Genomic DNA, 19,691 nt, shown 5'->3' with positions numbered 1-19,691 from the left:
CCGGGGGGGTGTGCCAGGTGTCTAACATATAACCCCGCGCCGGGTGGGGGCGGAGCGCGGCGGGGGAGCAATGCGGGCGGTCGGGGTTGCGCAAATTGTCTACCCAACGGGGGGGCTCACCCTCCTGGGTGAGCACACCGAACGAGGAGACGCCGACGAAGGAAAACCGGGACCAGATACCGCCCTGTTCAGCCGATTCGAGCAGAAAACTGCCCGGCAGCCCGTTGGCGAGCTTGCGGTAGATGCCGACCGGTGTTTCACCGTCGGCAAAGAGCTCGCGAATGACCGGGATGACCCGGTGGGCGTCGATCAGCGCGTCGAACTGGCCGCGGGTGGTGGAGCCGGCGGTGCGGGAGCCGGTTGCGGCCGGGGTGCTGTCGGTCATTCCGTGGGCCTTTCCATCGTGATCGCGCCAAGGTCGCGACCGTCAAAGCAGGTGTGGGTGCCGGTGTGGCAGGCCGCTCCGACCTGGTCGACCTGCACGAGCACTGTGTCATTGTCGCAGTCGAAGGATGCGGAGTGGACATACTGTGCGTGGCCGGAGATGTCGCCCTTGCGCCAATATTCCTGTCGGCTGCGCGACCAGAATGTGACGCGTCCTTCCGTGAGGGTGCGGCGCAGCGCCTCGCGGTTCATCCAGCCGAGCATGAGCACCTCGTGGGTGTCCCATTGCTGAATGACGGCGGGCAACAGCCCGGCGTCATTGAAGAGCGCGGCGTTCAGCTGATCGGTAAGTTCTGCGGTCATCAGCGCACCAGCATGCCGGCGTCGGCGAGCTCACGCTTCACGACGCCAATGGTCAGTTGTGCATTGTGAAAAACGGATGCCGCCAGCACGGCGTCCGCGCCGGCTCGGATCGCCGGAGGAAAATCTGACGCTTGCCCGGCGCCGCCGGACGCGATCACCGGCACCCGGCTATTGGACCGCATGAGCGCGATGAGCTCGGTATCGAAGCCGGCCCTGGTGCCGTCGGCGTCGATCGAGTTGACGAGCAGTTCCCCCGCACCCAGCTCGATCGCCTGTCGGGCCCACGCGACGGCATCCAGTTCGGTTTCGGTGCGACCGCCGTGCGTGGTGACGACGAAACCGCTCTCGGTGCGATCGGATCGTTTCACGTCAAGGCTTAGGACGAGCACCTGGGCGCCGAACCGGTCGGCGATCTCGGATATCAGAGCCGGGCGGGCGATTGCCGCGCTGTTGACGCCGACTTTGTCGGCGCCGCTCGCTTGCAGGCGCGACACGTCGTCGACGCTGCGAATGCCACCACCGACGGTGAGGGGAATAAAGACCTGTTCAGCCGTGGCTCGAACCACGTCGTAGGTGGTCGAACGGTTGTCGACGGTGGCCGTGACATCGAGAAAGCACAGCTCGTCGGCGCCCTGCTCGTAATACCGACGCGCCAGTTCAACCGGGTCGCCGGCGTCGCGCAGGTTCTGAAAGTTGACGCCCTTCACGACGCGACCGTTGGCCACGTCGAGGCAGGGAATGACGCGCACACTCAGGCTCAAAGCTGGTTTTCCTCTCCCGGGGGTTACAGGCGGGCGTTGTGAATGGTGGTGACGAGAATGGCCCGGGCGCCAAGGGAGTACAGGGCGTCCATCACATTGTTCATGTCGAGGCGGGCGATCATGACACGCACGGCGACCCACTCCGGGTCGTGCAGCGAGGAGACCGTCGGCGATTCGATGCCGGGAGCGAGCGCTGCGGCCGCGTCAAGCAAGACGACCGGAATGTCATAGTCGAGCAGCACGTACTGGCGGGCGACCAGCACGCCCTGCAGGCGGCGCAGCAGGGTGTCGATTCCGGCCTTGTCGCTGGTGGAGCTGATCAGCACGGCCGTGGATTCAAGAATGACCGGTCCGAAGATTTCGAGGCCGGCCTTGCGCAGCGTCGTGCCGGTGGAGACAACGTCGGCGACGGCATCCGCTACACCGAGCTGAACCGCAGATTCGACGGCGCCATCGAGTTCGACCAGGTCGACGGTCACCGAGTGCGTGGCGAGGAAGCGTTCGACCAGGCCCGGGTAGCTCGTGGCGACGCGCAGGCCGTCGAGGTCTTTCAGCTCGGTGAAACGACCGGCCGGCCCGGCGAAACGAAAGGTGGAGTCCCCGAAGTCGAGGCTGGCGATCTCAACGGCTTTCGAGTGTGAGTCAAGCAGCAGATCGCGGCCGGTGATGCCGACATCGAGGGCGCCGGATCCGACGTAGGTGGCGATGTCACGGGGGCGCAGGTAGAAGAATTCGACCCCGTTGCGGGGGTCGGCGGTGACGAGGTCCCGCGGGTCGCGGCGACCGGTGTAGCCGGCTTCGGCCAGCATTTGTGCGGCGGTTTCAGACAACGAGCCCTTGTTGGGCACGGCAATTCTTAGCATGGGGTATTCTCTCGGTTTTGTTTCACACGACTATTCACTGAAGCGGGCCAACGGATGCGCTGGCTCGGGTCACAAATGTCGGTAGATGTCGGCCGGAGAGAGGCCCTTGGCAATCATCATGACCTGCAGGTGGTACAGCAGCTGGGAGATTTCAGCGGAGGTTTCGTCGTCGCTCTGAAACTCGGCGGCCATCCATACTTCGGCGGCTTCCTCAACAATTTTCTTGCCAATGGCGTGTACGCCGGCATCGAGTTCACGTACGGTGCCGGAGCCTTCGGAGCGAGTGCGGGCCTTGTCGCTCAGTTCTACGAAAAGGTCATCGAATGTTTTCACAACTCTAGATTACCCGTCCCGTGGCGGTGGCTGGCCGCCCGCTCCCGCAGCAGAGCGATCTGGGCGGCAGGATTCTCGGCCCCGAACACGCTGGAACCGGCCACGAAGGTGTCCGCGCCGGCGTTGGCTGCGATTTCGATGGTCTGCGCGGTGATGCCGCCATCGACCTGCAACCAGACGTCGAGATCGGTCTTTTCGACGGCCGTGCGCAACTGCGCCAGCTTCGGCATGGTCGATTCCATGAAGCTCTGCCCGCCGAACCCGGGTTCGACGGTCATCACAAGCACCTGGTCGAATTCGGGGAGTAGGTCAAGGTACGGCGTGACATCGGTGCCGGGTTTGAGCGCGATACCGGCGCGGGCGCCGATCTGCCGGAGCCTTCGGGCCAGCGCTACCGGCTCGGTCGTGGCTTCGGCGTGAAAGGTCACCGAGTAGGCGCCGGCCTCGGCGTAGCCGGGCGCCCACCGCTCCGGGTCGTCGATCATCAAGTGGATGTCGAGCGGTAGCGCCGACACCTGCTGCAGCCGTTCGACCATGCCGAGACCGAAGGTGAGGTTCGGCACGAAGTGGTTGTCCATGATGTCGACGTGCACGAGATCGGCGGAGCGGATGCGCCCCAGCTCGCTTTCAAAGTTGGCGAAATCGGCGGCGAGGATGCTCGGATTGATGCGGGTAGCCATGCTCCGAGCCTATCGAACCCCGTTGGTGGGGCCCGTCCGGACCAGGTGATTTCGACCAGTTCGATCAACGACACTCGCCGGTCGAGCCCCTCGAGACCACTACGTGACAACAGGGCCGCGCGCTTCTTCGCGCTGCTCCACTGCGGTTGGGCTCTTGCTCCTCAGTTCGCTCAGCTTCTGCTCGGGGTCAATCCTTCCGGGTGGCTGAAGCCAATACCGCTCCTCGTTATCGAGGTATATTTTCCAGCCTTCGTTGTGCAGTCGCAAAGGGTTCGCACGGCACAACAGGATCGAGTTCGTGAAATCGGTGCGACCGCCGTCGGACCAGGGTTTCCGGTGGTGGACTTCACTCCAGGAGGGCGGCTGGGCACAGTCCGGCCACATACAGCCGCCGCCGCGTGCAGCGAGAGCGCTGCGCTGCGCCGGTGTCGAGGTGCGCTGTTCCCGACCGACATCGACGCAGTTCTCAGGCTGGTCGAGTGTGATGTGGAGCGTTTCGTCGGCGCAGAGCGCTTCGATGGTGTGTGGGCTGATCGGGCCGGGATTGCCTTCGATAAAACCGTGCCCAGTCTGCTGGGTTGGCTGCCAGGTCTGCTGCCCGGCCGGTCGGGTTGGCTGCTGGGTCTGCTGGCTCTGCTGGCTTGATTGTCCGATTGGCTGCCCGGCGACCGCGCTGATGGCCTGACCGGTGTGTTGGCTCACGATGAGGTGCACGCCGGGGCGGCGACCGCCGAGCAGTGTGCCCGGTCCCACGACGCCGCCCAGTTTGTTCAGCTCGGTGAAGCCTCCGGCGGCAATTTGCCCGGTGCTGCGCGGGTCTGTCGCGCAGACGTCGGGTCCGCTTGTACAGGTCGTCCGGGTGCAGCGACGGCGCTTCCAGAAGCAAGCCCGAAAGGGCAGAGCGGAGTTTCTCAGCCGTGACGGCCTGATCAACGACGCCGAGGCCACGTTGAATGGCAGAGGCCGCCTCGACCGTGATCAGCCCCGCGGTCACAGCTCGGGAGATGGGCGCCTGCCACGGCAAAGCATCGCCCAAGAGCTGAAGCGGAAGGCGAACGGTAGGGCCACCAAGGCCTTCCCTCTCGTCTTTTTCCCCTGCTTGCCCTGCTTCCCCTGCTTCCCCTGCATCGCCTGCGTCAATCACGGTACCAGCGGCCATATCCTCCGTATCAGCAGGGGCGACGCCATCAGCGAGGCCAGCGAGGCCAGCGAGGCCGGTAAGGCCAGCGAGGCCAGCGAGGCCGGTAAGGTCAAAAGTCTGAGCGGCAGCAACCGCTACGGCCTGCTCGGCGGCCTCGGTGTCAGCGAGCATTCGCCCGACCAATAGCAGCTTTACGGCATCGGCCCGCGTCAGGCCGAGCCGACGCTAGACCATTAGTTCCGGCGTGGTGAAACCCTTGCGGCGAGAAAGCACTCCGTCGCCCAGTTCCCACCGCGATCGGGTCGCGATCTCGCCGGCCAGCCACGCCGTTCGCGTCTCCAGAATCTGCCGTGCAGCGGCAATGACCTGCTGGCCCTCGTACACCTGCGTATCGGTAAGCGCACGGTAGTCACCACACGATGCACCCAGCGCATCAACAGCATCCGCTGCATATCTGAGCGAGCCAGCGAGGGTGTTCGCGAGGTTGCTCACGACTACATCGTCTCAGGCACCACCGACATTACAGAGTAAAGAACTGACTCAAAAACACAACAGGATGGGCAAATTCTCAACATTTCTCGACCGACGCCAAACTGTTATATCGACGTATGTGAGGTGAGGTTTTTGGTCGAAAGTCCACGCATCACGACCGCCGTTTTTGGTCTGATTGGCCGGACCGAATCACTATTCATGAGCGGATGCAGCGAGTCGGTGCGGTGCGCGGCGAAGTGGTTGCATCAGCGATAGGTGCAGACTGCCGGCCGAGCGTTGTGCATTAACGCCCATCATCATTGTCGATTATCGATTATCGATAATCGATAATCGATAGGTTGGTCGACCAGATGGCGCGCGGTTACGCGCCCGGCGGTATTGCTTTGAGGAATCACTGATGGGACTGCTCGGCGGGGTGCTGATTGTCGTCCTTGCCGTACTCACTATCGTGGCCACCGTGGGGGTAGTGGCTGCCCGTTCGGGAGGCCGCGGCCTCAGTGATGCCAGCGTGCCACCCGCGTGCGAGTGACGAGGATTCTCGCCATAATCTGCGCCGCTACGAGCATCATATTACAAGGCGCGACCAACGCTGTGATCGGAATCGCGATTGTGATTGTGATTGTGATTGTGGCACTGTGCACGAGCAGCCTCAGGGAAATCCGTCCCGTAGCGCACTGACGCAGGGCTGACCATCGCGGAATGACGCTGACGCGACTGAGCGCACTCGTCGGCGTCAGCATCGTCTAACTCTCGGTGCTGGAGAACGACCGTGCCAAGCCCATTCGCTACTCGACGCTGCGGGCTATCTGCGATGCGCTTGCGTGCGACGTCGACGACCTGCTGGTCGTGAATCCACGCATGTAACCGGCACCGTTGACCTAGCGCCCGGGTCCGGGCCCGGAAAGCGGCGGGAGGACTAATCGGCGGCCCGCTGCAACAGGGTGATGAACATGGCGTCGGTGCCGTGGCGGTGCGGCCACAGCTGCACGCTTCCGGTATTGGCGGGTAGGTCAAGGTTCGCGGCACTAAACGACTGCACGATGGCCGCGGTATCGAGCGCGGTCACTGTTCCGCCGGCCTTACGCACGGCAAGAGCCACAATGGCTCGGGTCTCAGCGGTGTGCGGGGAGCAGGTGACGTAGGCGAGGATACCACCGGGCTTCAGCGCTAATAGGGCCGCGTCGATGAGTCCGGACTGCAGCTGTGCCAGGTCGGCGACATCTTTGGGCTGTTTACGCCAACGTGCTTCCGGCCGGCGACGCAGGGCGCCGAGACCGGTGCAGGGCGCATCGAGCAGGATTCGATCGAAAGTGTCTGGGTGGCTCTGGCCGATGGTGGTGCCGTCAACCTCCCACACCGGAACGGCATCGGGCAGAGCTTTCAGGGCGGTACGCACGAGGGTAGCGCGGGCGGGAACGAGCTCGTTGGCGACGAGTTCGGCCCCTCCGGCACGGGCTTCGGAGGCCAGCAGGGCGGCCTTCCCGCCCGGTCCGGCGCACAGGTCGAGCCACCGCTCCCCCTCCACGATCGGGCGGGCCCGGCTGAGCGCGAGAGCAGCGATCTGGGAGCCTTCATCCTGCACTCGAACGCGTCCACCGGTCGCGGTCACCAGGTGGTACGGGTCACCGGAGTCCAGCACGAATCCCACCGGAGAGAATTCGTCGGCGAGGCCGAGACGTTCCCGGTCGCCGTCGGTCGCGAGGCCGGGCAGCGCGACCATGTTGACCTTGGCCGCCATGTTGTCTGCGCCGAGCAGGTCGGCGAGTTCACTCTCGTGCCCTTCGGCCTTCAAGGCCTGGCGAAAGGCCCGCACGATCCAGGCCGGGTGTGAGAACTCGGCAGCGAGCCGGTCATCGGCGTTGACCGCGCCCTCGAGCACGCGTTCGCGCCACTCCTCGGTGCTCGAACGTGAAATGGTGCGCAGCACGCCGTTGGTGAATCCGGTCGCAGACCGCGAGCCGACCTGCTTGGCGATTGACACCGTTTCGTTCACGGCCGCATGGGTGGCCACACGCGTGCTGAGAAGCTGGTGCGTGCCGAGGCGCAGCACGTCGAGGATCGCCGGGTCGATCGCGTCAACCGGCCGATTCGCCGCCAGGGCGATGACCCGGTCGTAGAATCCCTGCATGCGCAGGGTGCCGTAAGTCAGCTCGGTGGCCAGCGCGGAATCCGCCGTGTTGAGCGCCGCACGCTGAATGCGCGTGGGCAGCAGCAGGTTCGCGTAGGCGTCGGATTCGCGCACCGCAGCGATGACCTCGTAGGCCACCCGCCGGGCCGGCTGCACAAAATCCGTGGTGGCTGCACGCGATTTGGGCAGCTGCACTCGATCGTTCATGAGGTGACCACCTCGTCTGCCGCTACCCCGCGCCACCAGTCAGTTGCCGTCATTGCTGTCTTTCCGGCCGGTTGTACGCGGCGAAGCTCAAGTGGATTTGTCTGTGTGCCAATCAGCACTGTTCGTTCACGCTGCAGAATATGCCCTGCTGGGATGGCGAGGTTGTTGCCGTGCTCATCAACACCAGTCAGCGCCACGGGAGCGACCTCAAGAATTTTCAGCCGCGCGTCGTTCACCATAGTGAAGGCACCCGGCTCCGGGGTAACGCCGCGAATCAGGTTAAAAACGGATGCCGAGGGCTGGTTCCAATCGACGCGGGCGTCGTCGATGGTGAGTTTGGGGGCGAGCGTGACCTCACCGATCTGCTCGGTGGCCTGGGCGGTGCCTGCGGCGAGCTCCGCAACCACCCGAAGCAGCAGCTCTGCACCGCTGTGACTGAGCGATTCCAGAAGCATTCCAGAACTGGAATACTCTGGGATCGGCTGTGCAAATATTCCGAAAACGGCACCGGCATCAAGCTCGGGAACGAGCTGAAAGACAGCCGCCCCGGTGAGTGCGTCACCGGCGATGATCGCTCGCTGCACCGGGGATGCTCCGCGCCAGCGCGGCAGCAACGAGAAGTGCAGATTGATCCAGCCCAGCCGGGGCACCGAGAGCAGAGGTTCGCGCACGATTCCGCCGTAGGCGACAATGACGCCGAGGTCAGGCTGCAAAGCGGCGATCTGGCTGGTCGCGGTGTCGTCCAGCCGATTGGACTTCAACACGGGGTAGCCGTGGGCGACCGCTGCGGCGGCGACCGGCGACGGAGTGAGCGTGCGTTTGCGGCCGAGTGAGGCATCTGCTCGGGTGATCACCGTGACTATGTCGTGCTGGGTGCTCGCGAGGGCCTCCAGGCTGGGGACGGCGACCGTGGGGGTGCCGGCAAAAACGAGTTTCATAGATCTACAACAGCTCCGGGTCATCGAATCGGACTTTAAGTGTAGGTGCCGGTTGGAACGAACCGGACTTCGGCTTGCGACGGCGAGCCGCGTTGCGCACCACGGCAGCCTTCAACGCGTGGCCGACCTCGGCCCCGCCCGCGTAGCCGAAACGCACCACGGCCCGCACCAGCGTCCCCTCGGTTTCGACCGGACCGAGAATGTCGATGCCACCAACCTCGGCGAGGTCGGCCAGGGCTGCGTCGACGGCGGTTGCGGTTCCGGTGACAGAGGCCACGCGCACGGCGGGTGGAAACCGCAGCTGCCGGCGATCGGCGAGTTCGCTCGCCGCGAAGATATCGGGTCGCCACGCGTTGAGGGCGCGGGCCAGCGCTCCCCCGACTCCGGCCAGCAAGACCGGGGCGCCGGGTGCAGCGAGGGCTGCCGCGTTGGCCCACCAGCGCAGGCAGTCTTCGCCCACGCGCAAGGATTCCCGGGCGAGCATACGTTCGCCGTCCAGAATCAGAATGGCCCGGTACCCGCCCGTGGGGATCGGTTCGGCCCCCCGGGTCGCGATCACGAGCGCCGGTTCAGAGCCAAGGGTCTGAATAGTGTGTTCGCCGTCAGCGACGATGACCCGAGTGCCGGGAAACGCCCGACCGAGCTCCTCGGCGGTTCGCCCGGTGCCCATGGTGACCACGCGCAGTTTGGTTGCCGTACAGTGCACGCAGCTCCAGCCGGCCGCGAGGGCTCCACACCATCGGCACGAGGGCACAGCGGATGCCGACGTGAGGCCCAGCGGCCCCGGACAGTGTGTGCACCGGGCGGCCTTCTTGCAGCCCTGGCACGCCAGCATCGGCGCATAGCCGGGGCTGGCCACCTGAACCAGGACCGGCCCGTGCCGCACGGCCTCGCGGGCCGCCTGCCAGGCGGCCGACGGGATGCGCGCTGCACGCGCCTGCTCATCGGGTTCGGACTGAAAGTCGGTCGGAATCACCCGTGGGTGTCGGTCTTTCGCCGGGTGCGCCTCGTCGAGGTAGCCCAGCTCAACCAGCCGCTGTGTCTCGACGCTGCGCGTGTGACCGAGAAGAACGAGGGCACTCCCGGCGGATTCTCGGCGCACGAGGGCCGCATCGCGCGCGTGTACGTAGGGGCTGAGCGGCTCGGAGTAGAGCGGGTCACCATCGTCCCAGATCGCGATGAGTCCCAACTCGTGCGCGGGTGCATAGACGGCCGAACGGTTGCCGAGAATGATGCGCGGCGTCGATTCGAGGCAGGCCAGGAAGGATCGGTAACGGTCGGGGTTCGGCTGGCGGGCATCGACCCGCTGCACGGACCCCGCCGGGGCGATGTGGTCGAGGGCTGCCTGCACCTGGTCCTGGTCGCGAAAATCGGGCACACAGAGAATCGCCGACCGGCCGGCGTCGAACGCGGCGACACCGAGCTCGGCGAGGGTCTGCGCCCAGCGCCCGATCGTGCTGCCGCCTGGCAGTTGCACAAGTTCGGGAATCGCAGCGACGGCAACGCGCTGCTGCTGCATGATGACGGTATCGAGGCGCCCGGTCGGATAGCCGACGAAGGCGGCCGCCGAAACGACGGTCGAGCGTGTCCCGGCCAGAACACTGCTCGAACGTATGGTCGAGGCCGGCTCGACCACCGAGGGCGTGATCGAGGCAGGCTCGACCACCGAGGGCGTGATCGAGGCAGGCTCGACCACCGAGGGCGTGATCGGGGCAGGCTCGACCACTGAAACCGCGGCCAGCCAGGCCTTTTCGACTCGCACCTGACGCGGCGGCACCGCCAGGCGGATGATGTCACTCGCGTTCCCGGCGGCCCGGTCGGCCAGGCGTCGCGCCAGCGCATACACCTCGGGGGTGAGCACGGCGGCGTCGGAGATCACGGAGTCGAGGGGGCTGAGCGAGCCGCGAAAGAGGTCCTCCGCCCCCGCCGTGGCACCGGTTGCCCGTCGGGGGTCGATGACCTCGATCACATAACCGTCGATGACACGACCGCCGGAGCGAAACGGTACTTTGACGCGCACCCCGGCGCGCACGTGTGCCACGAGTTCGTCGGGGATTCCGTAGTCGAACAGGTGGTCGAGCTGGGGCAGGGGAGAATCGATCAGCACCCGTGCAACGAGGCCGATGGCAGTCATGAGGTGTTTTTCAGAGGCCGGCGGCGCTGCGCAGGTCGTCGACCTTGTCGAGACGTTCCCAGGTGAAGTCGGGCAGCTCCCGGCCGAAGTGACCGTAGGTCGCCGTCTGAGCGTAGATGGGACGCAGCAGGTCGAGCGAGTGGATGATGGCGGCCGGCCGCAGATCGAACACGGCGCGGATGGCCGCCGTGATCTCCTCGTCGGGCAGCACACCGGTGCCGAAGGTTTCGACATACAGGCCGACCGGGGACGCCTTTCCGATGGCGTAGGCGACCTGCACCTCGAGGCGTTCGGCCAGGCCGGCCGCGACGGCGTTCTTGGCGACCCAACGCATGGCGTAGGCGGCCGAACGGTCGACCTTGGACGGGTCCTTGCCGCTGAACGCGCCACCGCCGTGGCGGCTCGATCCGCCGTACGTGTCGATGATAATCTTGCGCCCGGTGAGGCCGGCATCGCCCTGCGGGCCGCCGATTTCGAAACGGCCGGTGGGGTTGATCAGGGTCGTTAGGGACGAGGAATCGAGGTCGATGCGCTCGAGCACCGGGCGAATAACGAGCTCTTCGACTTCGAGGCGCAGCTGCTCCGTGGAGACGGAGGGGGAGTGCTGGGTCGAGACCACGGCGGTTTCCACGGTGCGCGGAATGATGCCGTCGTAGCCGATGGTGACCTGGGTCTTGCCGTCGGGACGCAGGTAGTCGAGCTCGCCGCTCTTGCGCACGAGGGCGAGACGCTCGGCGAGCCGGTGGGCGATCCAGATCGGGATCGGCATGAGTTCCGGGGTCTCGCGGGTGGCGTACCCGAACATGATTCCCTGGTCGCCAGCGCCCTGGCGGTCGAAGTCGTCGAGGCTGGACTGCTCTCGGGTCTCGAAAGCGTTGTCGACGCCTTGGGCGATGTCGGGCGACTGGCCGCCGATGGAGATTTCGACTCCGCAGGAGCGGCCGTCGAACCAGACGTCGGAGGAGTCATAGCCGATGTCGGTGATGCACTTGCGAACGATCGACGGAATCTCGACGTAGGACTCGGTGGTGACCTCTCCGGCAACGTGCACGAGACCCGTGGTGACGAGGGTCTCGACGGCGACCCGGCTGTGTGGGTCGCCGGTGAGCAGGGCATCGAGGATGGTGTCCGAGATCTGGTCGCAGATCTTGTCGGGGTGACCCTCGGTTACTGATTCCGAGGTGAAGAGGCGAAGATCGCTCATCTGGCCCGTCTCTGTTGTAGTTGAACGCGTAAAGTTGACGTCGGTATCGGGCCGGCCGGTACGCCGGTTGGTTGCTGTGCGCATGGCCGAGCTTGCGGCGGAGACTAACCGATCACGTCAAGTATGCAATTGGCAACCGACATTTTGCTGCCGGAGACCTCATTCACTATAACTCCGTGGCGATCGAGCACCGTTACCGCGTTACGTTCCGTGCCAAAGCCCACGGTCTCGCCGGACGCGTGGCCGACCCGGTTCACGACCAGGTAGTCGCAGCCCTTGCGGATGATTTTGTCGCGGCCGAGTACGAGCAACCGGTCGGCATCCGTTTCGGTCTCGGCGGCGAAGCCGATGATCTGTTGGCCCGGCCTGCGGGCAGCGGACAGCGCGGCCAGAATGTCGGGGTTCTTGACCAGTTCCAGGGTGAGGGTATCCCCCACGTCTTCCTTCTTGATCTTGCCGAGCTGCACCGTCTTGGGACGATAGTCGGCGACCGCGGCGGCCATGATGATGACCTCGGCCGTTTCAGCGGCGAGTGTCATGGCCTCGTGCATCTCCAGGGCGCTGCTGACTAGAACGGTCGTGACGCTGGTCGGAACAGCGACCTCAAGGTTGGCGGCGACGAGCGTGACCGTGGCACCGCGGGCCAGTGCCGCCTGGGCGAGGGCGACACCCTGTTTGCCGCTGGACCGGTTGCCGAGAAACCGCACCGGGTCGAGTGGTTCGCGGGTGCCGCCGGCGCTGATCAGAACGTGGCGACCGGCGAGATCCTGCACAGCGGATGCTGCGGCCTCCCCCGCACTCGGCTGCCGGTCGAGCACGGCCAGGGCGACCGCGACGATGGTTTCCGGCTCTTCCATGCGGCCCGCACCGGAGTCGGTGCCGGTGAGACGGCCGATGCCGGGGCCGACGACGGTGATGCCGCGCGAGCGCAGAACCGCCACGTTCGCGACGGTGGCCGGGTTGTTCCACATTTCGGTGTGCATGGCCGGGGCGATCACGAGCGGAGCGGTGCTGGCGAGAATGGTGTTGCCGAGCAGATCGTCGGCCAGGCCGGCGGCAAGTTTGGCGATCGTGTTGGCCGTTGCCGGGGCGACGACGATGAGGTCGGCGCCTTGGCCGATGGAGACATGCCGCACCTCAGCAACGCCTTCATAGAGGTCGGTGTGCACCGGGTTGCGGGAGATCGCCTCGAGGGTTGGCTTACCGACAAAGCGCAAGGCCGCCGTGGTGGCGACGACGTGCACCGAGTCGCCGTTCAACACAAAAGCGCGCACGACGTTGACGGCCTTATACGCGGCGATGCCGCCGGTGATTCCGACGACGATCGTACGAGGTGTCTTCATCCTGCGCGCTTGGGGGGTCGAGTGTTAGGCCTCGACGATCGGGCGAGAAACGAGCTTGTCATCGTTGATCTCGCGCAGGGCAACCGAGAGTGGCTTGTCCTCAACGGTCGAGTCGACGAGCGGTCCGACGTTGTCGAACAGGCTGCCTTCGTGCAGGTCTGCGTAGTAGTCGTTGATCTGACGCGCACGCTTGGACGCGAAAATCACAAGGGCATACTTCGAGTCAACCTTGGAGAGCAGGTCGTCGATGGGCGGGTCAATGATGCCGGTGGGCTTGTTCGCCATTGGTGTCACACTCCTAATAGAGCACGGCCTGAGGCGGCGTGCGAGTTTTGCGAGGGGATGGGCGCCCTACGCGGCGCAGGATTCAGCAGGAACGGGCGCTAGGACACGCTGGATGCAACGCGGATATCTATCAAGTCTACGACCTCGCGAGCGGCCTCAGCGACATCGTGGTTAATCACCCGGTAATCGAACTCCCCCTGCGCGGCCAGTTCCAGCTTCGCGGTCTCCAGACGGCGGGTCTGTTCGGCCGTATCTTCGGTGCCGCGCCCGATCAGGCGGCGCACCAGTTCGTCCCAGCTCGGCGGCAGCAAGAAAACCAGGCGGGCTTCCGGCATGGCGCGTCGCACGGCGCGAGCGCCCTGCAAGTCGATCTCGAGAAGTACGCTGTTGCCGGCGGCGATGGCCGCGTCGACCGGGCCGCGGGGGGTGCCATAGCGGTAGGCGTTGTGCACCTTGGCCCACTCGAGCAGTTCGCCGGCCTCGACCATCCGGTCGAATTCGTCGTCGGAGACGAAGTAGTAGCTGACCCCTTCGGTCTCCCCCGGGCGCGGCGCGCGCGTCGTGGCCGAGACGGAGAGCAGCACGTCGGGGTAGTTCTCGCGAATGTACCCGGCGACGGTTCCCTTGCCCACCGCGGTCGGTCCGGCGAGAACGATGAGCTTGGAGTCGGCCGCGCTGTGCCGTAGGGTGGGCCGCTCGGAGAGAAAGTCACGCAGCCGGTCGCGCTGGTGCCGGCCGAGCCCGCCGAGACGTTTCGACGGCGAAATCTCTAAGCGGTGAATGATGCGCTGCATCTTCGTCACACCGATGGCCGGAATGCTCACGAGCAGCTCGGTTACCCGCAACCGGCCTTCGACCCCGATCGGGTCGGAGATGGCAGTGGCGAGCACCTCGAGCGCTGTTCGTTCACCGGAGGCGACCTCGGTTTTCACCTTGGCACGGGCCCGACGTGCCGCGACGGCGGCGCGCGACGCAGCCACCCGGTCGACTTCGGGCGGGGTGGGACGGTTTTCAGCCACGAACGGCACCTACTTCGGCTACTTTGCGCTCAATGGCTTCTTCGATCCGGCGGGGTCCGGCCGAGAGCACACTGCGCGATTCACTCACGATAACCCCTCCGGCGTATCCACCATATATCCCGGGAAGATCCATAATATTCCCACCCTGGTGTCCGAAGCCCGGTGCGAGCACCGGTGTTCGAAATTCGGTCGGCGCCTGGTGCACATCGATGCCGAACGCGGCCAGGTCGAGAGTGGCTCCGAGCACCACGCCGATCGAACCGAGACCGGTTGCCAATGGAGCGGATGCGGCCCCGTCGTCGGCCCCTCCGTCGCGCGCATTGCGCCCGGCGACGTCGTCAAGAATGGCTCGGGCAACACTCGAACCGGCATAGGGGCCATCAGCCACGACTGCCCGCTGAATGTCGGCGGCCTCGGGGTTGGAGGTGGCGGCGAGCAGGAAGACACCCTTGCCGTTCGCCGCGGCGAGGGTGAGCGACTGTTCCAGCGACCCAACGCCCATGTAGGCGGTCAGGGTGAGGGCATCCACTTCGAGCGGGGACCCGGGTGACAGCCAGGCCTGGGCATAGGCCAGGGCGCTCGTGCCGAGGTCGCCGCGTTTGGCGTCGCCGATCACGAGCAGGCCGGCCTGCCGGGCGTCGGCCAGCACACGTTCCAGCGCGACGAACCCGGCCGAGCCGAAACGCTCGTAGAAGGCGACCTGCGGTTTGACCAGGCCGACCTGGCCGGCCGCAGCGGCGACGACCGCGCGGCCGAAAGATTCTGCACCGGCGGCCGTATCGGGCAGGATCCAGTCGCGCAGCAGCCAGGAATGCGGGTCGATGCCCACGCACAACTGGCCGCGCTCGGCAAACACCCGTGCAAGGCGATCACCGAAGGAGACTACCGGCAGAGCAGACGCTGTCACAGCAGACACCGTCACCGCAGGGCCGTTCGCTCCATGGCGTACTCCTGGAGCGAGGTCACCTCGAACCCGTCGCGGATTGAGTCGATCGAAGCGACCGCGGCGCTGAGCTCGGCGATCGTGGTGAACAGCGGCAGGTCGCCGGCCACCGCGGCCGCGCGAATCTCGTAACCGTCGGCCCTGGCCGAGCTGCCACCGGGGGTGTTGATGACGATTTGGATCTCTTCGCGGCGAATGAGCTCGACGATGGAAACGTCGTCCTCGCCCGCTTTCTCGCTGAACTTGGTCACGACGCGGGCACGGATGCCGTTGCGTTGCAGCACCTCGGCGGTGCCGATGGTCGCAGTGATCTCGTAGCCGAGCTGCTGCAGGCGCAGCATCGGCAAAATGATCGCGCGCTTGTCGCGGTCGGAGACCGACACGAAGACGGTGCCGGATAGCGGAATTCCGCCGTAAGCGGCGAGCTGGCTCTTGGCGAAGGCCCGCGGAAAGTCGCGGTCGATGCCCATGACCTCACCGGTGGAGCGCATCTCCGGGCCGAGGATGGAGTCGACGACAAGGCCGTCCGGGGTGCGGAACCGGTTGAACGGCAACACGGCTTCCTTCACGGCAACCGGCGATTCGATCGGCACGCGGGAACCGTCGATGAGCGGCAACTTACCGTCGGCCTTCAGCTCGGCGATGGTGGTACCGACCATAATGAGCGCGGCGGCCTTGGCGAGTGTGATGCCGAGCGCCTTCGCGACGAACGGTACCGTGCGCGAGGCGCGCGGGTTGGCTTCGAGCACGTAGAGCACGCCGGCACCGATCGCGAACTGCACATTGAGCAAGCCCCTCACACCGATGCCGCGGGCGATGCCGAGAGTCGCTTCGCGCACCCGGTCGATCTCGGCGCGGCCGAGGGTGACCGGCGGCAGGGTACAGCTCGAGTCGCCGGAGTGGATACCGGCCTCTTCGATGTGCTCCATGACGCCGCCGATGTACAGCTCGTGGCCGTCGTAGATGGCGTCGACGTCGATCTCGATCGCGTCGTCGAGAAAACGGTCCACCAGGAGAGGATGCCCCGCGCCGATGATGCCCTGCCCGGCCATGCGGGCGAAGTAGTCGGCGAGCGACAGGGAGTCGTAGACGATCTCCATGCCGCGGCCGCCGAGCACGTAGCTCGGGCGCACGAGCACCGGGTAGCCGATTTCTTCGGCCACCACGACGGCTCCGGAGAAGTCGATCGCCGTTCCGTTGCGGGGGGCGAGCAGGCCGGCGTCGTCGAGAATCTTCGAGAACAGGCCGCGTTCCTCCGCGAGGTCGATCGCGTCGGGGGTGGTGCCGAGAATAGGAATGCCGGCCGCTTCGAGGCCGCGGGCGAGGCTCAGCGCGGTCTGGCCGCCGAGCTGTACGACCACGCCGACGAGTTCGCCGCTCTGGCTTTCGGCGTAGATGACCTCGAGCACATCTTCGAGCGTGAGCGGCTCGAAGTAGAGCCGGTCGCTTGTGTCGTAGTCGGTGGAGACCGTCTCCGGGTTGCAGTTGATCATGATGGTCTCGTAGCCGGCCTCCGACAGGGCGAAGGAGGCGTGCACGCAGGAGTAGTCGAATTCGACGCCCTGCCCGATGCGGTTCGGTCCGGAGCCGAGAATGACGACCTTGCGGCGGTCGCTCCGGGCAACCTCCGTCTCGTCGTCGTAGCTGGAGTAGTGGTATGGCGTGAGGGCGGGGAACTCCCCCGCGCAGGTGTCGACGGTCTTGAACACGGGACGCACGCCGAGAATGTGGCGCACGGTGCGAACATCCGCTTCGCCGAAGCCGCGCAATTCGCCGATCTGGGCGTCGGAGAAGCCGTGGTCCTTGGCGAGGATCATGACATCGCGGTCGAGACGGTCCGCGGCGGCGACCTGGTCGGCGATCTCGTTGATCAGCATGATCTGGTCGATGAACCACGGGTCGATCTTGGTGGCAGCGAAGACCTGGTCGATGGTCGCGCCGCGGCGCAGGGCCTGCTGAACGGTGACGATGCGGCCGTCGGTGGGAATCTCGGCGGCGGCGAGCAGTTCGTCGACCGTGCGGGTTTCTTCGCCCCAGTGAAAGCTCGAGCCGCGCTTCTCGAGCGAACGCAGTGCTTTCTGCAGGGCCGAGGCGTAACTGCGGCCGATGGCCATGGCCTCCCCGACCGACTTCATGGTCGTGCTCAGGCGCGGGTCGGCGGCCGGGAACTTTTCGAAGGCGAAGCGCGGAACCTTGACGACGACATAGTCGAGGGTGGGCTCGAAGCTCGCGGGGGTGACACCGGTGATGTCGTTGGGGATCTCGTCGAGGCGGTAGCCGATGGCGAGTTTTGCGGCGATCTTGGCGATCGGAAAGCCGGTCGCCTTGCTCGCCAGGGCCGAGGAACGCGAGACGCGCGGGTTCATCTCGATCACGATGACGCGGCCGTCGGCGGGGTTGATCGCGAACTGAATGTTGCAGCCGCCGGTGTCGACGCCGACGGCGCGGATGATGTCAATCGAGATGTCGCGCAGGTGCTGAAACTCACGGTCGGTCAGGGTCAGCGCCGGGGCAACGGTGATCGAGTCACCGGTGTGCACGCCGACCGGGTCGACGTTCTCGATCGAGCAGACGACGACGGTGTTGTCGGCTGTGTCGCGCATCATTTCGAGCTCGTACTCTTTCCAGCCGAGAATCGACTCCTCCAGAAGCACCTCGGTGGTCGGGCTGTGGTGCAGGCCGTCCGTCACGATGCGGCGCAGTTCCACCTCGGTGTAGGCGAAGCCCGAGCCGAGGCCGCCCATGGTGAAGGAGGGGCGCACGACGAGCGGGTAGCCGAGATCGTCGGCGTAGCCGACGGCCTCCTCGACGGTGCGAGCGATGAACGAGCGGGCCACGTTTGCGCCGGCGTCGAGCACGAGCTGCTTGAAGATCATTCGGTCTTCGCCCTTGTTGATGGCGTCGAAGCTCGCACCGATCAGCTCAACGTCATACTTTTCGAGGATTCCGCGCTCGTGCAGCTGGATGGCCGCGTTGAGGGCGGTCTGCCCACCCAGAGTCGGCAGAATCGCATCCGGCCGTTCCTTCTGGATGATCGTCTCGAGAATTTCAGCCGTGATCGGTTCGATGTAGGTTGCATCGGCGAAGTCGGGGTCGGTCATGATGGTGGCCGGGTTCGAGTTGACCAGGATGACACGCACGCCCTCCTCACGCAGCACGCGGCAGGCCTGGGTGCCGGAGTAGTCGAACTCGCAGGCCTGTCCGATGACGATCGGGCCGCTGCCGATGACGAGAACGCTGTTGATATCGTCGCGTTTGGGCATTATTTGGTTTCTCCTGCAACTGCGCTCTGTGACGCCAGCACAACGTCTCTGAATCGATCGAAAAGGTGATTGGCGTCGTGTGGGCCGGCGGCCGCCTCCGGGTGGTATTGCACCGAGAAGGCGTTGATGTCGAGGCAGCGGATGCCTTCGACCACCTGGTCGTTGAGGCTGTAGTGGCTCACTTCGACCCGACCGAACCCGCTACGCGAATCGTGAATGCCATGAATGGGCATATCGACGGCAAAACCGTGGTTCTGCGACGTGATCTCGACCCTGCCGGTGGTCTTGTCGAGTACCGGCTGGTTGATGCCCCGGTGCCCGAACGGCAGTTTGTAGGTGCGAAAACCCAGCGCACGGCCGAGCAGCTGGTTGCCGAAGCAGATACCGAAGTAGGGAATGCCCGCGCGCAGCACCTCCTGCAGCAGGGTGACGTGAGCGTCGGAGGCGGCCGGGTCGCCGGGTCCGTTGGAGAAGAACAGGGCCGAGGGCTTCAGCGACAGTACGTGCTCGGCGGTGACGGACTGCGGCAGCACGAGCACTTCGAAGCCGCGTTCCGCGAGGTAGGTGAGCGTACTGGTCTTCACGCCGAGGTCGAGTACCGCGACGGAGCCGATGCGTTCGCCCCGGGCAGCAATCGAGAAGGGTTCAACCGTCGAGACCTCGAGGGAGAGGTTGCGGCCGCGCATGGCGGCACCGGAGAGCACCCGTTCGAGCTGTTCACTGTCGGACAGACCGAACGGGTCGCCGGAGAAGACGCCGCTTTTCATGGCGCCCTTCGAACGGATGTGGCGGGTGACCGCCCGGGTGTCGATGCCTCTGATACCGACGATGCCCTGCACGTCGAGTTCGTCGTCCAGGGTACGGGTGGCTCGAAAGTTCGAGGCAATGCGCGCCGGCTCCCGCACGATTAAGCCGGCGACCCAGATTTGCCGCGACTCCATGTCTTCGTCGTTCATACCGGTGTTGCCGATGTGCGGGGCGGTCATGAGCACGATCTGACCGGCATAGGACGGATCGGTCAGGGTCTCCTGGTAGCCGGTCATACCGGTCGCGAAGACGATCTCACCGAGCGTCTGGCCCTCGCTGCCATAGCTGCGGCCGACGAAGCGACGGCCGTCTTCGAGCACGAGCACGGCCGGGCCGGGAACGTTCGTCACCGAGAAGGTGGCCGTCACGGCAGCGATTGCGACAGCCGGAGTTGGTACGGACC

General features: G+C 65.5%; 18 protein-coding genes and 2 pseudogenes. 2 read left to right on the top strand and 18 right to left on the bottom strand.

What is annotated here, in order from left to right; all coding sequences use genetic code 11:
• The 7 genes and pseudogenes from LH475_RS14435 to LH475_RS14405 form a co-directional block, all read right to left on the bottom strand.
• A pseudogene (locus LH475_RS14435) lies at positions 1–385 on the bottom strand (anthranilate synthase component I); the annotation flags it as partial.
• Positions 382–747 (bottom strand): phosphoribosyl-AMP cyclohydrolase, encoded by a 366-nt coding sequence (hisI, locus tag LH475_RS14430; RefSeq protein ID WP_196845039.1) that lies wholly within the window; start codon positions 745–747, stop codon positions 382–384. The pseudogene LH475_RS14435 and the gene hisI, both read right to left, overlap by 4 nt.
• Positions 747–1,508 (bottom strand): imidazole glycerol phosphate synthase subunit HisF, encoded by a 762-nt coding sequence (gene hisF, locus LH475_RS14425; RefSeq protein ID WP_196845040.1) that lies wholly within the window; start codon positions 1,506–1,508, stop codon positions 747–749. Before hisF ends, hisI begins: the two co-directional genes overlap by 1 nt.
• A gap of 23 nt (positions 1,509–1,531) precedes the next feature.
• Complete coding sequence (gene hisG / locus LH475_RS14420) at positions 1,532–2,371, bottom strand: ATP phosphoribosyltransferase (protein ID WP_196845041.1); 840 nt, start codon at positions 2,369–2,371, stop codon at positions 1,532–1,534.
• A gap of 69 nt (positions 2,372–2,440) precedes the next feature.
• A complete protein-coding gene (locus tag LH475_RS14415; RefSeq protein ID WP_196845042.1) occupies positions 2,441–2,704 on the bottom strand; it encodes a phosphoribosyl-ATP diphosphatase in 264 nt (87 codons plus the stop codon).
• Positions 2,701–3,384, bottom strand: a complete 684-nt coding sequence (gene rpe / locus LH475_RS14410; protein ID WP_196845043.1) for a ribulose-phosphate 3-epimerase — start codon at positions 3,382–3,384, stop codon at positions 2,701–2,703. The genes LH475_RS14415 and rpe overlap by 4 nt, the downstream gene beginning before the upstream one ends.
• A gap of 99 nt (positions 3,385–3,483) precedes the next feature.
• A complete protein-coding gene (locus LH475_RS14405; RefSeq protein ID WP_196845044.1) occupies positions 3,484–4,137 on the bottom strand; it encodes an HNH endonuclease signature motif containing protein in 654 nt (217 codons plus the stop codon).
• Between the two features lie 25 nt (positions 4,138–4,162).
• Between LH475_RS14405 and LH475_RS14400 the strand changes: the two genes are divergently transcribed.
• Positions 4,163–4,711, top strand: a complete 549-nt coding sequence (locus tag LH475_RS14400; protein ID WP_297414730.1) for a hypothetical protein — start codon at positions 4,163–4,165, stop codon at positions 4,709–4,711.
• Between the two features lie 39 nt (positions 4,712–4,750).
• Here the strand turns inward: LH475_RS14400 and LH475_RS14395 are convergent, their stop codons facing one another.
• Complete coding sequence (locus LH475_RS14395) at positions 4,751–5,017, bottom strand: hypothetical protein (protein WP_297414728.1); 267 nt, start codon at positions 5,015–5,017, stop codon at positions 4,751–4,753.
• A gap of 693 nt (positions 5,018–5,710) precedes the next feature.
• Here LH475_RS14395 and LH475_RS14390 point away from each other — a divergent pair.
• Positions 5,711–5,881 (top strand): annotated as a pseudogene (locus LH475_RS14390) (helix-turn-helix domain-containing protein); the annotation flags it as partial.
• A gap of 52 nt (positions 5,882–5,933) precedes the next feature.
• On the opposite strand, the gene LH475_RS14385 reads toward LH475_RS14390, so the two are convergent.
• The 10 genes from LH475_RS14385 to carA all read right to left on the bottom strand — a co-directional run bounded on the left by LH475_RS14385 (position 5,934) and on the right by carA (position 19,638).
• The gene (locus LH475_RS14385; protein WP_196845047.1) at positions 5,934–7,352 is read right to left on the bottom strand and encodes a transcription antitermination factor NusB; all 1,419 of its coding nucleotides are present in this window, start codon (positions 7,350–7,352) and stop codon (positions 5,934–5,936) included.
• Positions 7,349–8,290 (bottom strand): methionyl-tRNA formyltransferase, encoded by a 942-nt coding sequence (gene fmt / locus LH475_RS14380; RefSeq protein ID WP_196845048.1) that lies wholly within the window; start codon positions 8,288–8,290, stop codon positions 7,349–7,351. The genes LH475_RS14385 and fmt overlap by 4 nt, the downstream gene beginning before the upstream one ends.
• Positions 8,291–8,294: 4 nt before the next feature.
• On the bottom strand, positions 8,295–10,424 hold the full coding sequence (locus tag LH475_RS14375; RefSeq protein ID WP_196845049.1) for a primosomal protein N': 2,130 nt from the start codon (positions 10,422–10,424) through the stop codon (positions 8,295–8,297).
• Between the two features lie 10 nt (positions 10,425–10,434).
• On the bottom strand, positions 10,435–11,628 hold the full coding sequence (gene metK, locus LH475_RS14370; RefSeq protein WP_196845050.1) for a methionine adenosyltransferase: 1,194 nt from the start codon (positions 11,626–11,628) through the stop codon (positions 10,435–10,437).
• Positions 11,629–11,732: 104 nt separating this feature from the next.
• Positions 11,733–12,971 carry a bifunctional phosphopantothenoylcysteine decarboxylase/phosphopantothenate--cysteine ligase CoaBC gene (gene coaBC, locus LH475_RS14365; RefSeq protein WP_196845051.1) on the bottom strand — a complete coding sequence of 413 codons (1,239 nt, stop codon included), beginning with the start codon at positions 12,969–12,971 and terminating at the stop codon, positions 11,733–11,735.
• Positions 12,972–12,995: 24 nt separating this feature from the next.
• Positions 12,996–13,256, bottom strand: coding sequence for a DNA-directed RNA polymerase subunit omega (rpoZ, locus tag LH475_RS14360; protein ID WP_092107764.1), 261 nt, complete (start codon positions 13,254–13,256; stop codon positions 12,996–12,998).
• A gap of 98 nt (positions 13,257–13,354) precedes the next feature.
• Complete coding sequence (gene gmk, locus LH475_RS14355; protein ID WP_196845052.1) at positions 13,355–14,275, bottom strand: guanylate kinase; 921 nt, start codon at positions 14,273–14,275, stop codon at positions 13,355–13,357.
• On the bottom strand, positions 14,268–15,182 hold the full coding sequence (pyrF, locus tag LH475_RS14350) for an orotidine-5'-phosphate decarboxylase (RefSeq protein ID WP_196845053.1): 915 nt from the start codon (positions 15,180–15,182) through the stop codon (positions 14,268–14,270). The genes gmk and pyrF overlap by 8 nt, the downstream gene beginning before the upstream one ends.
• Before the next feature lie 11 nt (positions 15,183–15,193).
• A complete protein-coding gene (carB, locus tag LH475_RS14345) occupies positions 15,194–18,481 on the bottom strand; it encodes a carbamoyl-phosphate synthase large subunit (protein ID WP_196845054.1) in 3,288 nt (1,095 codons plus the stop codon).
• Positions 18,481–19,638, bottom strand: a complete 1,158-nt coding sequence (gene carA, locus LH475_RS14340; protein ID WP_297414736.1) for a glutamine-hydrolyzing carbamoyl-phosphate synthase small subunit — start codon at positions 19,636–19,638, stop codon at positions 18,481–18,483. Before carA ends, carB begins: the two co-directional genes overlap by 1 nt.
• Positions 19,639–19,691: the final 53 nt, after the last annotated feature.

Source organism: Cryobacterium sp., from assembly GCF_026786305.1.
In the GTDB taxonomy this organism is placed as follows: Bacteria; Actinomycetota; Actinomycetes; order Actinomycetales; family Microbacteriaceae; genus Cryobacterium.
Note: the sequence above shows the minus strand (reverse complement) of the source record. Positions and strands in the feature narration are given on the sequence as shown.